This window comes from Marinobacter sp. (genome assembly GCF_048269445.1).
GTDB lineage: Bacteria > Pseudomonadota > Gammaproteobacteria > Pseudomonadales > Oleiphilaceae > Marinobacter.
Map to the genome: position 1 here is coordinate 291890 of NZ_JBLXIQ010000005.1, position 13343 is coordinate 305232.

The following is a 13343-nucleotide window of genomic DNA, read 5'->3' on the forward strand; positions in this document are numbered from 1 at the left end:
GCAGGCAACCACTGCAGGAGAATGTATGACCTCCATGATACCCGTGAAGGAGTTTGCCGATCGCCGTCGCAAGCTGATGGAGCGTATGGCGCCGGACAGCATTGCGATTATTCCCGCGGCGCCGGAGCGTGTTCGCAATCGGGACGTGCTGCATCCGTTTCGCCAGGACAGTGATTTCCATTACCTGTCCGGTTTTGGTGAGCCAGAGGCGGTACTGGCTCTTATTCCGGGACGGGAGCACGGCGAGTCAGTCCTGTTCTGCAAGGAGCGGCATCCGGAAAAAGAGCTTTGGGACGGCTTTCTGGTGGGCCCAGACGGAGCTATTGAGCGTTATGGTCTGGACGATGCGTTTCCGATTTCAGACATTGATGACATCCTGCCCGGCATGATCGAAGGCCGAAGCCGGGTCTACTACCCGCTCGGCAAGGACGATCATTTTGACGCCCGGGTTATGGACTGGGTGAAGCTGATTCGCAGTAAGGTCCGCAGTGGCGCCCACCCACCGGGTGAGTTTGTGGCTCTGGAGCATCTGCTTCACGATCTGAGGCTTTACAAAAGCGTCAATGAAATCAAACTCATGGCGAAGGCTGGCGAGATAAGTGCTGAGGCTCACTGTCGGGCCATGAAGCGCGCCCGTAAGGGCGGCTTCGAATACAATCTGGAAGCTGAACTGATCCACACCTTCATGGAACATGGGGCCCGTTCAACGGCGTATCCTTCGATTGTCGGCGGAGGGGCCAATGGCTGCATCCTCCACTACATCGAAAACAGCGCACCGCTGAAAGAGGGCGATCTGGTATTGATTGATGCCGGTTGCGAGTACCAGTGCTACGCCTCCGACATCACCCGGACCTTCCCGGTCAGCGGCAAATTCAGCCCCGAGCAGCGTGCCCTCTATGAGGTGGTCCTGGCGGCGCAATACCAGGCGATTGAGGCGGTTTCTCCGGAAAACCATTGGAACCGTCCCCATGAGGCGGCCCTGAAGGTCCTGACCCAGGGCCTGATCGATCTGGGGCTTTTGTCCGGCACGGTGGAAGACGCCATCGCCAACGAGGCCTATAAACCCTTCTTCATGCACCGCACCGGCCACTGGCTGGGCCTGGATGTGCATGATGTGGGAGATTACAAGGTGGGTGACGCCTGGCGACAGCTTGAGCCCGGGATGGTGCTGACGGTCGAGCCCGGGCTCTACATTGCGCCGGACAATGCCAATGTGGATGAGAAGTGGCGAGGTATTGGAATCCGTATTGAAGACGACGTGGTGGTGACCAAAGACGGTTGCCGGGTTTTGACCGATGCTGTTCCCAAAACCATCGCCGACATTGAAGCCCTGATGGCGGAATGACAACCTGTGACCAAGCCCGATACTGATCTGATCATTGCCGGCGGCGGCCTCGCCGGGGCGACTCTTGCTCTGGCGGTGGCCCGGATGGTGCCCTCGCTCCGGGTGACCGTCGTGGAGGCTTTTCCGCTCTCACCTGATGCCCTGCCCGAGAGTTACCAGCCCAGTTACGATGCCCGTTCCACGGCGCTGGCCTGGGGCTCCCGGCTGATCTTCGAGGAACTTGGGCTCTGGCAACGGCTGGCAGAACATGCAACGCCGATTCATCACATCCATGTGTCTGACCGGGGTCATTTCGGGGCAGCCCGGCTGCATGCCTCCGAGCACGGGCAGGAAGCGCTGGGTTACGTGGCCGACAATCGCTGGATGGGCCTGTGCCTGATGCGGGAGTTGCTGGAAACCGGCGTGCAGTGGCAGGCACCAGCAGAAGTCACGGATATGACGCCAATTTCCGATGGCGTCCGGGTGGAGCTGACCACCGATGATAACGGCACCCGGGAATTGACCGCCCACTGCCTGGTGGTGGCGGATGGCGGCCGCTCCGGATTGCGCGAGAAACTGGGCTTCCAGCCCAGTCACCACAGTTATGGTCAGAATGCCCTGATCGCCAACGTCTCCACCAGTGACAGTCATGGGTTTAGTGCCTTTGAGCGTTTCACCGAGGCCGGCCCCATGGCTCTGCTGCCACATGGCCCCCCAGCCCGCGCGGGACACCAATCCGCATTGGTATGGACACTGACCGACGCGGCACTGGCGGAGGTTCTCGAACTGTCGGATGAGGACAAATGCCGTCGGCTCCAGGAACGGTTTGGCTGGCGCCTCGGGCGGTTCACCCGAATCGGCACCTGTCATCACTATCCACTAACGCTGACCACGGTGGACGAGCCCGTCCGGTACGGAGTTGCTCTGGTGGGCAACGCGGCCCATGCGCTTCACCCGGTGGCGGGTCAAGGTTTCAACCTGGCCCTGAGGGGGTTGATGACATTGGTAGAGCAGTTCCGGCTGGCGACAGAGCAGGGCAAATCCATTGGTGACCTGACTGTGCTCAAGCGGTACCAGTCCCTGCACCGGCAGGACTGGCAGCAGACGGTCCGGTTCTCCGATTCGCTGGTGCGGCTGTTCGGACAGTCCATGCCGCCGATCACCGCTGCTCGTGATGCGGGATTGGTGGGCCTGGATCTTCTGCCTGGTGCGAAGCGCTGGTTTGCCCGTAAGGCCATGGGTCTGGGTGGCCGTCGGGCGGTAATAGACCGGCCGGGCAAGCCAAACAGGGAAGGGACGCGCAATGACTGAGTCAAGACGTTTCGATGTACTGGTGGCCGGGGGCGGCATGATCGGGTCGGCGCTGGCGCTGGGCCTTTCGCGCCAGGGCTGGCATGTGGGCCTCGTTGAGGTGGCGGAGCATAGAACTCTGGTTCAGGCACCCGAACCGGCGGCAACCGTGGCGGATTTTGAGCCCCGGGTCAGTGCCATTTCGCTTGCCAGCCAGCAGCTGCTGGAGCAACTCGGGGTGTGGACGGATATTACCGCCGGCCGCCATTGTCCGTACCAGATTATGACCGTTTGGGATGGTGACGGTACTGGGCGTATAGAGTTTGACGCGTCCGAACTCCAGGCCCGGGCCCTGGGGACCATTATCGAGAACCGCAGTATTGTGGGGGCCCTGTTTTCTGCCCTGGCCGAAAGCCCTGTTGAAGTGATCGATGGTGCGAGCATTACCGGATGTCAGCGGGCTTCCGGTGGTTGCCGTTTGGAACTTGACGATGGCCGCAAACTCGCGGCCGAGCTGGTGGTGGGCTGCGATGGCGCGAATTCGCGCTTGCGTCAGTGGGTGGGCTTGCCAACCCGGGAATGGGACTACGATCAGCAGGCCATTGTGTGCACGGTGCGAACCAGCCAGAGCCACCGGTTTACTGCCTGGCAGCGGTTTTCCCTGACCGGGCCATTGGCGTTCCTGCCGCTGCTGGCAGAATCCGGCGATGAGCATTTCTGCTCCATCGTCTGGTCCCAGGACACGGACGAGGCCCGGCGACTGATGGCGCAGGGAGACAGTGAATTTGCCGCCGAGCTTGAGCGGGCCATTGAGCAGGAGCTGGGAGCGGTTGAGGCGGTTTCCCGCCGGTTTGCGTTTCCGCTTCGCCAGCGCCACGCCAAGGATTACATTGCACCCGGCTTTGCCTTGGTGGGGGACGCCGCCCACACCATCCACCCGCTGGCCGGGCAGGGCGCCAATCTTGGCTATGGCGATGTCCGCGCCCTTCTTGACGAGCTGTCACGGGCTCGGAAGGCTGGCCTGTCTCCGGCCAACGAGCTGGTTCTGGAGCGGTACCAGCGTCGCCGCAAAGGCGAGAATCTCACTATGATGGCGGCCATGGAGGGCTTCAAGCAGCTGTTTGGCCGCGACGAGCTGCCGGTCCGCTGGTTACGCAACACCGGCCTGCGCTGGCTCAATCAGCTGGGACCGGTCAAGAACCGTATTGCTGCGCAGGCCATGGGGCTGAATCCCTGAGCGCAGCGCCTGATCACCTGAAACCTCTCAACCAAGGAATGTCCCATGGCAGGAAGCAGCCTACTCGTACTGATCGATGATATCGCCACCGTACTGGACGATGTCGCCCTGATGACCAAAGCCGCCACGAAAAAAACGGCGGGTGTCCTGGGTGACGACCTGGCATTGAATGCCCAGCAGGTAACCGGGGTAAAGCCCGCCCGGGAACTGCCGGTGGTGTGGGCAGTGGCCCGGGGCTCGCTGATCAACAAGGCCATACTGGTGCCCGCCGCCCTGGCGATCAGCTTTTTCGTGCCTTGGCTGGTTACACCCCTGCTGATGTTGGGTGGTGCGTTTCTGTGTTTCGAAGGCTTCGAGAAGCTGGTGCACAAGTTTCTTCACCGCGAAGAAGACCGGAAGCATAAGGCGGAACTGCACGAAGCCCTGAAAAGCCCGGAGGTTGATCTTCGAGCGGTTGAGAAGGACAAAATAAAAGGCGCCATCCGGACCGATTTCATTCTCTCCGCAGAGATTATTGCCATTACCTTGGGCACCGTAACCACCCAGACCATCGGGATGCAGTTCATGGTGCTGGCGGTGGTTGCCATCATGATCACAGTTGCCGTTTATGGTCTGGTTGCGGGTATTGTCAAGCTGGACGATGCAGGGCTGTATCTCAGCCAGAAAGACAATGACTTACTGCAGCGACTGGGGGGAGGGATAGTGTGGTTGGCGCCGTATCTGATGAAAACGCTGTCCGTGCTCGGCACTCTGGCCATGTTCCTGGTGGGCGGTGGTATCCTCACCCATGGTTTTACGCCGATTTACGATGCCATTCATCACTTTGCTGAGGGCTTCAGCGGCATGGTAGCGACACTGATTCCCACCGTTGGGAATGGCCTGTTCGGTGTTCTGGCCGGGGCGATTCTGGTTGCGCTTATCACTCCACTGGCCCGCTGGTGGCAAGCGCGATCAGCCTGACAAGCAGGCGTCGAACAGCCGGCTGACCAGAACCGGTACCGCAGTTTCCATTCGCAGGATGCGGGGGCCAAGATGGACGCCCCGGCAACCGGCTTCTTCCAGTTTACCAACTTCGTAGGGCGTAAACCCGCCTTCCGGTCCGATGCACAGGACGGTGGGTTGATTCAGGTGAACCGGGCAGGGGGTGCTGGTTCCGGGGTGAGCCACCAGCGCTTGCTTGCCCTGCAGTAGAGCAGGCAATTCATCCTCCACGAACGGCTTGAACAGCTTGCGGCTTTGCAGGTGTGGCATTCGGGTATCTTTTGCCTGCTCCAGCCCCAGGGTGAGGTTTTCCCGTACCTGTTCTTCAGACAACCAGGGGGTTTGCCAGAAGCTTTTTTCCACCTTGTAGCTGTTTATCAGCCAGATATCCTTTACGCCCAGGGCGGCGCAGGTTTGCAGGATCCGACGAAACATCTTTGGCCGGGGCATGGCGAGAATCAGCGTGAGAGGAAGGGGGGCAGGCGGAGTCAGATCCAGTGTCACCCGGAGTTCTGCTTCGGTATCGGTGAGTCTCAGAACCTCTCCCATGCCCATGTTGCCCTCAACCCGGCCGACGGAAATGGTGTCTCCTGCAGCTACTTTGATCACGGACTGTAAATGGGTGAGGCGGCGTCCGCGCAGGATAACCCGGTCAGGACCGGCGAAGTCTTCGTCGAACAGCAACGCCAGGTTCATTCGCCGGCAGGCTCGTCGGTTTCCGGTTCCTCTACTTCGCGCCTTACCAGACGGCCAAACAGGATGCCGATCTCGAACAGGATCCACATGGGGACAGCCAGCAGGGTCTGGGAGATGATGTCCGGCGGCGTCAGTAGCATGCCGATGACAAAGCAGCCAACCACAACGTAGGGGCGCTTCGCAGCCAGATCATCCGGAGTGGTGGCACCCGTCAGAACTAGCAACACCGTGGCGATGGGTATCTCGAAGGCGACTCCGAAGGCGAAGAACATCTTCAGCACAAAGTTCAGGTAGCTGCTGATATCGGGCAGCTCAACAATGCCTTCCGGCCCGACGGCGGTGAAGAAACCGAACACCAGCGGGAACACCACGTAATAGGCGAAAGCCGCGCCCAGGTAAAACAACAGCACCGAGGTGAACAGCAGCGGGAAGGCCAGCCGCTTCTCATGGGCATAAAGCCCCGGGGCTATAAAGCTCCAGAGCTGGTAGAGAATAATGGGGATCGCGGCGAACACCGACAGTACCAGCGCCAGCTTCAGCGGCGCGAAGAATGGCGAGGTGACGTCAGTTGCGATCATGGTCTGGCCGACCGGCAGCAGCGAACGGATGGGTTCGGACAGCCACAGATACAGTTCGTTGGCGAACGGGTAGATCGCGGCAAAGCAGATGACTACCGCCAGAACCATTTTCAGCAGGCGGTTGCGGAGTTCCAGCAAGTGCTCAATCAGAGGCATTTCCTGGTGTTCTGGAGGCATCTGATTGTCGTCTGGCTTTGCATTCATGAACGTTTTTCCGGCGGACTTTGCGGAGTTTCAGGTTGATCGGTGGTGTTTTCGGCGGTGGGCCCCCGGACCGGGGATGCATCGCCGGCATCGTGCGGATCGGGTTCACTGGAAGCGCTGTGCGCCTGGCCTCCGGCCGCCCGTCGGGTCGCCGGAGCGGGCCTGGGCTTTTTGGTTTCGTTCTCGGGCAGGATCATATGCTCATATTTTTTGGCTTCATCCAGGGCGCCGCGCACGGTCTTCTGAACGTCGTCCAGACCCACATCCCCCGCCTTGCGAAGTTCTTCACGGAGTTCGTCAGCTTTCAGCTGCCGGTCCAGTTCCGAGGTGAACTGGCTGACCATGCGTCGGGCACCACTTACCCAGCGCCCGGCAGCGCGGGCTGCCGTAGGCAGACGCTCGGGGCCAAGCACTAACAGCGCAATGACGCCACAGATCAGCAGCTCAAGAAAGCCGATATCGAACATTCAGCCTGGTCTCAGCTGTGGGACTTGTCCCGGGGCTTTTCTTCAGCCGCCGGTTGCGGCTGCTCGTCGGCTTTGCCTTCCAGGGTTTCCTTGTCCTCGGCCTTTGAGTCCTCGTCACTCATGGACTTCTTGAAGCCGCGAATGGCGCCACCCAAGTCGCTGCCGATGTTGCGAAGTTTCTTGGTTCCGAACAACAGAATGACAATGCCGAGTACAATAAGTAATTGCCAGATGCTGATACCCATTACGGGGTCCTCGTTTTAATGTTTCTGTTCGATGACATTGTACGTTACCAGAACCGGTTCGCGGAAACCCCTTTATGGGTATTCCCGGTCACTTGTTCCGTGACGCTTTTTCCTCTAACCCTGACAGGTCGAACCGGCTGGCCAGCTCGTCCAGAATATCCTTTGGGCCGAGCCCGAGACTGGACAGCATCACCAGGCTATGGAACCACAGGTCTGCGGTTTCATAGACCACATCCCGGGTTTCACCGGACTGTTCTGCGTCCTTGGCCGCCAAAAGGGTTTCAGTGCACTCCTCTCCAACCTTTTCCAGGATCTTGTTCAGGCCCTTGGCATGAAGGCTGGCTACGTAGGACGTTTCCGGGTCTGCTTCTTTCCGGGCTTCCAGGACCCGTGCCAGGTTTTCCAGTACATCATTCACTGTCCATGCTCCTTACTTAATTGCTGCCATAAATAGCGTCCGGGTCTTTAATGACCGGATCAACGCTGACCCATTGACCGTCCTTCAGGGACCGGTAAAAGCAGCTGCGTCTGCCAGTATGGCAGGCGATTCCACCTTTTTGTTCCACTCTCAGCAGAATCACATCCTCGTCGCAGTCCAGTCGGATGTCCCGGACCACCTGTTCATGGCCGGAGGTTTCGCCCTTGCGCCAGAGCTTGCCCCTGGAGCGGGACCAATACACAGCATGGCCTTCTTCGGCGGTCAGCTTGAGAGATTCCCGGTTCATCCAGGCCATCATCAGGATGTCACCGGTTTCGGCGTCCTGGGCAATGGCCGGCACCAGGCCGTCCGGTGTCCAGCGGACAGTATCCAGCCAGTCAGGAGTCTCGAGGTTATCGGAGCAATCTTGCATTATTGTGAATCCTGAGTTCTTTATGGGTTACCGGCCACCCCGGAGCACTAGCCCGCCGGCAACAGCGAACAGTGCCCACCCCCAGGCGGGCAGTTCGTCAACCCATTGCCGGGACTCGGGTTGGGTGCCGAGCAGCGCTCCGGCAACCAGTATTGCGGCCAGAGCGATTCTGCGCCACCGTCGCTCGGTACGTTTCTGCTGCTCCCGGAGCAGCTCAAGTGTAGCCCGATTCTGCTGCTCTGTGGGCCCGGAATGCCGCAGCTGTAGTAGTGCATCGTGTACCAGCTGAGGCATTTCTGGCGATTGTTCGAGCCAGGCGGGCAGATGCGACTGGAGTGACTTGATCAGTCCAGACGGGCCAATGCGCTTGCGCATCCAGGTTTCCAGGAACGGCTGAGCCGTGCTCCAGAGGTCCAGTTCCGGGTAGAGCTGGCGGCCCAAGCCTTCGACGTTCAGCAGGGTTTTCTGCAGCAGCACCAGCTGGGGCTGCACTTCCATGTTGAAGCGTCGTGCAGTCTGGAACAGTCGCAGCAGGAAGTGGCCGAACGAAATATCTTTCAGCGGTTTCTCGAAAATCGGCTCGCAAACGGTACGAATGGCAGCCTCAAACTCATTAACCCGCGTGTCCGGTGGTACCCAGCCGGACTGGATATGCAGTTGCGCCACCTGGCGATAGTCCCGGCGGAAAAAGGCCAGCAGGTTGCGGGCAAGGTAGCTCTGGTCATCCGGCGCCAGGGTGCCGACAATGCCGAAATCGATGGCGATGTAGCGAGGGTCAGCCGGATTGGAAACGTCCACGAATATATTGCCCGGGTGCATGTCGGCATGGAAGAAGCTGTCCCGGAACACCTGGGTAAAAAAGATCTCGACTCCTTTCTCTGCCAGAACCTTCATGTCCGCTCCGGCTGCCTTTAGAGCGGCGGTATCGGCGATGGGAATCCCATGAATGCGCTCCATCACCAGGACTGTTTTGCGGGTGTAGTCCCAGTCAATGAAGGGAATATAAATCAGTGAGGAGTTCTCGAAATTCCGGCGCAGCTGGCTGGCGTTGGCAGCTTCCCGCTGCAGATCAAGTTCGTCGTGGATGGTGGAGTCGTAGTCCTCCACCACTTCCACCGGATGCAGGCGTTTGCCTTCGGACCAGTATCTTTCCAGCAACCCGGCCATCAGGTACATCAGGGCCAGATCCTGGCGAATGATTTTTTCGATGCCGGGTCGCAATACCTTGACCACTACCTTCTGGCCGTTGCGCAGTGTCGCGGCGTGGACCTGGGCGACGGACGCCGAGGCCATCGGGTCCGGGCTGAATTCCGCAAACAGGTCGGCTACCGGCGCGCCGAGGGAGGTTTCGATGATGCCTCGGGCAACGTCGCTGGGAAAGGGCGGAACCCGGTCCTGGAGCGTTTTCAGGGATTCGGCCATGTCATCCGGCAGCAGGTCCCGTCGTGTCGAGAGTATCTGGCCAAACTTGACGAATACCGGTCCCAGCTCCTCCAGTGCCAGGCGCAAGCGGTCCCCGCGGCTGAGCTTGGGTCGGGGAAAAAGGTGCCAGGGCGCCAGCAGGAAAAATACCTTCAGTGGCGCGGGCAGCTCGGAAAGGGGAAGAAACGTGTCCAGCCGGTAACGGCAGAATACCCAGGCAATTCGGAACAGGCGTTGCAGACGGGTCACAGGCTCTCCAGTTTGTCAGTGGTGCCGCGGCTTTCAAGCAGGCTCAGTCGGGCCTCCAGCCGTTCCGTACGCAGGCTGAGCTCATCAATATCCTCGAAGGTAGCTTCCAGTTCCCGCCGCCCCGGCAGGCTGCGACTTTCTTCGTGCACATACTCTTCGATATTGGCATTGAGGGAGTGAAACGCCTGCCGGCTCCAGCGCACGGCACCGCGAATGCGCTGGCCGAGAAAGTGGGCGGGGACATCACCGATGTGGCGGGCCATGGCTGCTTCCCAGTCCGGCTCCAGCTGGTTCAGCGCGCTCTGAAGCTGGTGGGCCAACGCTGCGTCGCCGGAGACTTGAAGGCGGCCATCGGCGAAGACGCGGTCGTCACCGGTTGCCAGGGCAGCAAAGGCAATGGCTTTGCCAGTTATCTCCAGGGCCGGCTGTTCCGCCGGCTGGCTGCCAACCCGGACCCGGTTGCCGGCCCGGTCCAGGGAACAGGTGAAGGCAAACGGATCGGTGACGTTGAGCTGTACCGGCCCCGCCAATGCTTCCGTCAGTGCCTGATGTCCGGCCGGATCCAGTTCCAGTGCCCGGTTAAGGGCACTCTCAAGGATGCCGGTGATGGCAGAGAGAAGGGTGGGGCCGGGAAACATCAGGGCTTGATTCCCACGTGCAGAGCGACAATGCCGCCGGTCATATTGTAGTACTTGCAGTTTACCAGGCCGGCTTCCTCCATCATGCCCTTCAGGGTTTCCTGGTTTGGGTGCATTCGGATGGATTCCGCCAGGTATTTGTAGCTTTCGCTGTCACCGGCAATGAGCTGGCCCATCAGTGGCAGGGCAGAAAAGGAATAGGTGTCGTAGGCCTTGCTCAACAGCGGATTGGTAGGTTTGGAAAATTCCAGGATCATCAGCTTTCCGCCAGGTTTTAGAACCCGGGTCATGTCCCGAAGAGCCTGATCCTTGTCAGTCACGTTACGCAGCCCGAACGCAATGGACACCGCGTTGAAGTTGTTGTCCGGAAAGGGCAGGTATTCGGCATCCGCCTGGACATACTCGATGTTGCCGGCGTAACCGCGGTCTGTCAGCCGGCTGCGGCCCACCTGGAGCATGGAGGCGTTGATGTCGGCCAGTACAACTCTGCCTGAAGGCCCCACCAGATCCGAAAACTTCATGGTGAGATCGCCGGTTCCGCCGGCAATGTCGAGCACCTGATGGCCTGGCCGTACACCGGAGAGTTCGATGGTGAAGCGTTTCCAGAGCCTGTGGATGCCCATGGACATCAGATCGTTCATGAGGTCGTACTTGCCGGCCACGCTGTGGAAAACCTCTGCCACCTGACTTGCCTTCTGGCTCTTGGGCACATTTCGGAAGCCGAAGTGGGTAACGTCGTCCTGGCCGTTGCTGTGTCCGGCCTGGCTGGCTGGCGTTTGCTGCTCGCTCATGGGGGAGGTCCTGTCAGAATCTGAACCCCGTATTCTAACCGCTGACGGGGTTGCTACAAGAGTGGCGGTAAGTTTAATAGCACCCTAAACTGTAAATCCGTCCAAAACTAAGAGAAAACTGATTCATGTCTGTTATTGATGTACACCGCCCCCATGCCCTGGATAAAGACCACGCAAGGCAGGCTGCCGAAACCCTTGCACAGGATCTGTCCAGTCAGTTCGATGTGCATTATGAGTGGGAAGGCGACCATCTGAAATTCAAGCGCAGCGGCGTCAAGGGCCACCTGAACATCACCCCGACGGATCTGCATATCCATCTGGAACTCGGCATGATGCTGCGCCCCTTCAAATCGCGAATCGAGCAGGAAATTCACTCCCAGCTGGACCAGATCATTAAGGTCTGAGCAAAAGGTTTGTCGGGCTACAGGTCGTCCGGCAGGCTGAAAGGCTCAGGGTAACCGTTCAGGATGTTGCGCATCACCTGCTGCTCCCGGGTGACTAGTCGGTCGATCAGTGAATTTACATCATCCATCTTCCGGAATGCCGAGTAGCCCCGCTGTAGAAAGCTGTGCAGATCGGTGAGGTCAGCCATTTCGGCCGGGGCGCGGCTCATGGACAGCAACCAGCCAAGAGTGCGGTTGCGGACGTAACGGTTCAGCTGCTGACCGACGTCCGCAACCAGAGTGATCTGCTTTTTCCTCTGATCCAGGCGTTCGCTGTCCCGGTAGGCAGTGCAATAGCGCTCGATGGTTAGTGAATCAGTGGATATGCCCTGTTGATGAAAAAGCACTGCCAGCTCCAGATCCAGCTGCTGGGTGATCAGGTTCAGCTCGACCAGGCTGGCAAAGGTGTCCAGCAGGTTATCCGGCAACCAGGTAACCATCTTGGGGAATACCCGGTCGATGTTGTCATCCCGGCGGGTCATGCCGGCCGGCGCGTAGAGATCGGTCAGCAGAAATTCCAGACCATGGTGGTAGCCGGGGTGCTGGTAGAGATCGAGGTGGGTCGCTTTCAGGCGCTCTGCCTGCCAGTCGGCCACCCGAAAGGTGTTTTCCAGTAGTGGATGCGCCGCTTTCAACTGCCGGAAATCATGATAATCCAGCAACAGCTGTTGCAGCCGGCGAGCGCTTTCAGAGCGGGCTTCGGTAGCGACAAGGCGCTCACGGTACATGGGGGTGGCTCCACTAAACCTGATGAAGGAGAAAGTGGCGTAGTTTAGCGGAGCCGTCCAGGTCTTGCAGCAAGGTCGGTTAGGCCGCTTTACCCTTGGGCGGCCGCCGGCAGCGTTTCAAAACCAGGTACCCACTCCTGGCTGTCCAGGGTGATGAAATGGCTCGGAGCTTCGGTTTCCACGATTCTCATGGTGGTCGGGCTCTGGCGGGCACTGGCCAGCATGGAGGAGCGATCGAGAATGCGGTCCACGGCCGGGATCAGGAAGGTGCCGTGGCGGACATGGTTATAGATGCCGGTATCGGTGCGCGCCATCCAGTCCATGATGTTCTCGATATTGCGAACAATGGTCAGATGGTCTTTGGTGGCAGAGAACAACTTACTCAGCAGTTGTTTCTTGCGCGGGTTCATCTTGCCGAAGAAGGTCTGGCCATAGGCAGAAGAAGGTGCGCTGTTGATCAGGCGGATCAGCCAAGGCCACATTCCGTGGCTGACGGGTTCCAGCACAGTGGTAACCAGGGCATGAAGTTTACCCTGAGGCAATACCGGGGCTTCCAGTACTACCTCAATATCTTCAAAAAGTTCTGGCCATTGTTTGATTGCCTCCAGAATCACCGCCCCGCCCCGGGAGTGGCCGTGCACTCGAACATTCTGGGTGGTGGGGAGGTTAGACAGCGCCTGGTTCAGAATGCAGGCATCGTACTCGATGGTGCCTTCAAGATGCTTGATCGGCACTTCCCAGTCCGGGGCTTCCGGCGTAATGCCATTCACCGGGATATGGTAATTGCTGCAGGTCAGGAGAATCAGTTCGGTGGTGGGCGCTTCGTAGGCCTGGGTGAAGTAGCAGTGGTTTTCCAGAAATCCATGCACGCCGACAACTGTCTGTTCCGCCTTGCCGCTGTGATTGCGCACGGAAACAGCGCCTTTTCCGACGCGATAGACCTGCCCCGAGAACATTTCCGAGTAGGCGCTTTCAATCGGTTTTATCAGCTTGCGAACATGGCTCGCTTTCATAACTGCTCTCCCCCAGCACGGCAATGGCCTGTAATTGAAACTTCAGTGTGCTGGTATGCCTTGTACCAATACCCAAACAGTACCTCGATTGGGGCTCCAGGTTATTGGTGCTGGATACCGGTCTTACGGTCTCCCGGAGCCAATCGATGACTGATGCGAGTATTTAATAACCATTGCATTTAGGCT

At 59.1% G+C, this 13343-nt stretch carries 16 protein-coding genes; 5 read left to right on the top strand and 11 right to left on the bottom strand.

The window, feature by feature from the left end:
* Positions 1-25 precede the first annotated feature (25 nt).
* The 4 genes from pepP to ACN0XM_RS12890 are packed head-to-tail and all read left to right on the top strand — an operon-like array spanning position 26 to position 4811.
* Positions 26-1345, top strand: a complete 1320-nt coding sequence (gene pepP / locus ACN0XM_RS12875; protein ID WP_417567338.1) for a Xaa-Pro aminopeptidase — start codon at positions 26-28, stop codon at positions 1343-1345.
* A gap of 6 nt (positions 1346-1351) precedes the next feature.
* Positions 1352-2635, top strand: coding sequence for a 2-octaprenyl-6-methoxyphenyl hydroxylase (gene ubiH, locus ACN0XM_RS12880; protein WP_417567339.1), 1284 nt, complete (start codon positions 1352-1354; stop codon positions 2633-2635).
* Positions 2628-3851 (top strand): UbiH/UbiF/VisC/COQ6 family ubiquinone biosynthesis hydroxylase, encoded by a 1224-nt coding sequence (locus ACN0XM_RS12885; protein WP_417567340.1) that lies wholly within the window; start codon positions 2628-2630, stop codon positions 3849-3851. The genes ubiH and ACN0XM_RS12885 overlap by 8 nt, the downstream gene beginning before the upstream one ends.
* Before the next feature lie 45 nt (positions 3852-3896).
* Positions 3897-4811 (top strand): DUF808 domain-containing protein, encoded by a 915-nt coding sequence (locus tag ACN0XM_RS12890; RefSeq protein ID WP_417567341.1) that lies wholly within the window; start codon positions 3897-3899, stop codon positions 4809-4811.
* Here the strand turns inward: ACN0XM_RS12890 and ACN0XM_RS12895 are convergent.
* From ACN0XM_RS12895 to ubiE, 9 genes are all read right to left on the bottom strand, one after another.
* Positions 4803-5528, bottom strand: a complete 726-nt coding sequence (locus ACN0XM_RS12895) for a 16S rRNA (uracil(1498)-N(3))-methyltransferase (RefSeq protein WP_417567342.1) — start codon at positions 5526-5528, stop codon at positions 4803-4805. The two genes, ACN0XM_RS12890 and ACN0XM_RS12895, sit on opposite strands and share 9 nt — an antisense overlap.
* Entirely contained in the window at positions 5525-6310 is a 786-nt protein-coding gene (gene tatC / locus ACN0XM_RS12900; protein ID WP_417567343.1) for a twin-arginine translocase subunit TatC, read from the bottom strand. The genes ACN0XM_RS12895 and tatC overlap by 4 nt, the downstream gene beginning before the upstream one ends.
* On the bottom strand, positions 6307-6777 hold the full coding sequence (tatB, locus tag ACN0XM_RS12905) for a Sec-independent protein translocase protein TatB (protein ID WP_417567344.1): 471 nt from the start codon (positions 6775-6777) through the stop codon (positions 6307-6309). Before tatB ends, tatC begins: the two co-directional genes overlap by 4 nt.
* An 11-nt stretch (positions 6778-6788) precedes the next feature.
* On the bottom strand, positions 6789-7022 hold the full coding sequence (tatA, locus tag ACN0XM_RS12910; RefSeq protein WP_417567345.1) for a Sec-independent protein translocase subunit TatA: 234 nt from the start codon (positions 7020-7022) through the stop codon (positions 6789-6791).
* A gap of 88 nt (positions 7023-7110) precedes the next feature.
* Positions 7111-7440, bottom strand: a complete 330-nt coding sequence (locus ACN0XM_RS12915) for a phosphoribosyl-ATP diphosphatase (RefSeq protein WP_417567346.1) — start codon at positions 7438-7440, stop codon at positions 7111-7113.
* A gap of 16 nt (positions 7441-7456) precedes the next feature.
* Complete coding sequence (gene hisI / locus ACN0XM_RS12920) at positions 7457-7873, bottom strand: phosphoribosyl-AMP cyclohydrolase (RefSeq protein ID WP_417567347.1); 417 nt, start codon at positions 7871-7873, stop codon at positions 7457-7459.
* 27 nt (positions 7874-7900) lie between these two features.
* Entirely contained in the window at positions 7901-9544 is a 1644-nt protein-coding gene (ubiB, locus tag ACN0XM_RS12925) for a ubiquinone biosynthesis regulatory protein kinase UbiB (RefSeq protein ID WP_417567348.1), read from the bottom strand.
* Entirely contained in the window at positions 9541-10182 is a 642-nt protein-coding gene (locus ACN0XM_RS12930) for a ubiquinone biosynthesis accessory factor UbiJ (RefSeq protein WP_417567349.1), read from the bottom strand. The genes ubiB and ACN0XM_RS12930 overlap by 4 nt, the downstream gene beginning before the upstream one ends.
* The gene (ubiE, locus tag ACN0XM_RS12935; protein WP_417567350.1) at positions 10182-10973 is read right to left on the bottom strand and encodes a bifunctional demethylmenaquinone methyltransferase/2-methoxy-6-polyprenyl-1,4-benzoquinol methylase UbiE; all 792 of its coding nucleotides are present in this window, start codon (positions 10971-10973) and stop codon (positions 10182-10184) included. The genes ACN0XM_RS12930 and ubiE overlap by 1 nt, the downstream gene beginning before the upstream one ends.
* A gap of 125 nt (positions 10974-11098) precedes the next feature.
* On the opposite strand from ubiE, the gene ACN0XM_RS12940 reads away from it, so the two are divergent.
* Entirely contained in the window at positions 11099-11377 is a 279-nt protein-coding gene (locus ACN0XM_RS12940) for a polyhydroxyalkanoic acid system family protein (RefSeq protein WP_417567351.1), read from the top strand.
* A gap of 17 nt (positions 11378-11394) precedes the next feature.
* On the opposite strand, the gene ACN0XM_RS12945 is transcribed toward ACN0XM_RS12940, so the two are convergent.
* The gene (locus ACN0XM_RS12945; RefSeq protein ID WP_417567352.1) at positions 11395-12144 is read right to left on the bottom strand and encodes an FFLEELY motif protein; all 750 of its coding nucleotides are present in this window, start codon (positions 12142-12144) and stop codon (positions 11395-11397) included.
* Positions 12145-12233: 89 nt separating this feature from the next.
* Complete coding sequence (locus tag ACN0XM_RS12950) at positions 12234-13157, bottom strand: alpha/beta hydrolase (RefSeq protein WP_417567353.1); 924 nt, start codon at positions 13155-13157, stop codon at positions 12234-12236.
* Positions 13158-13343 lie beyond the last annotated feature (186 nt).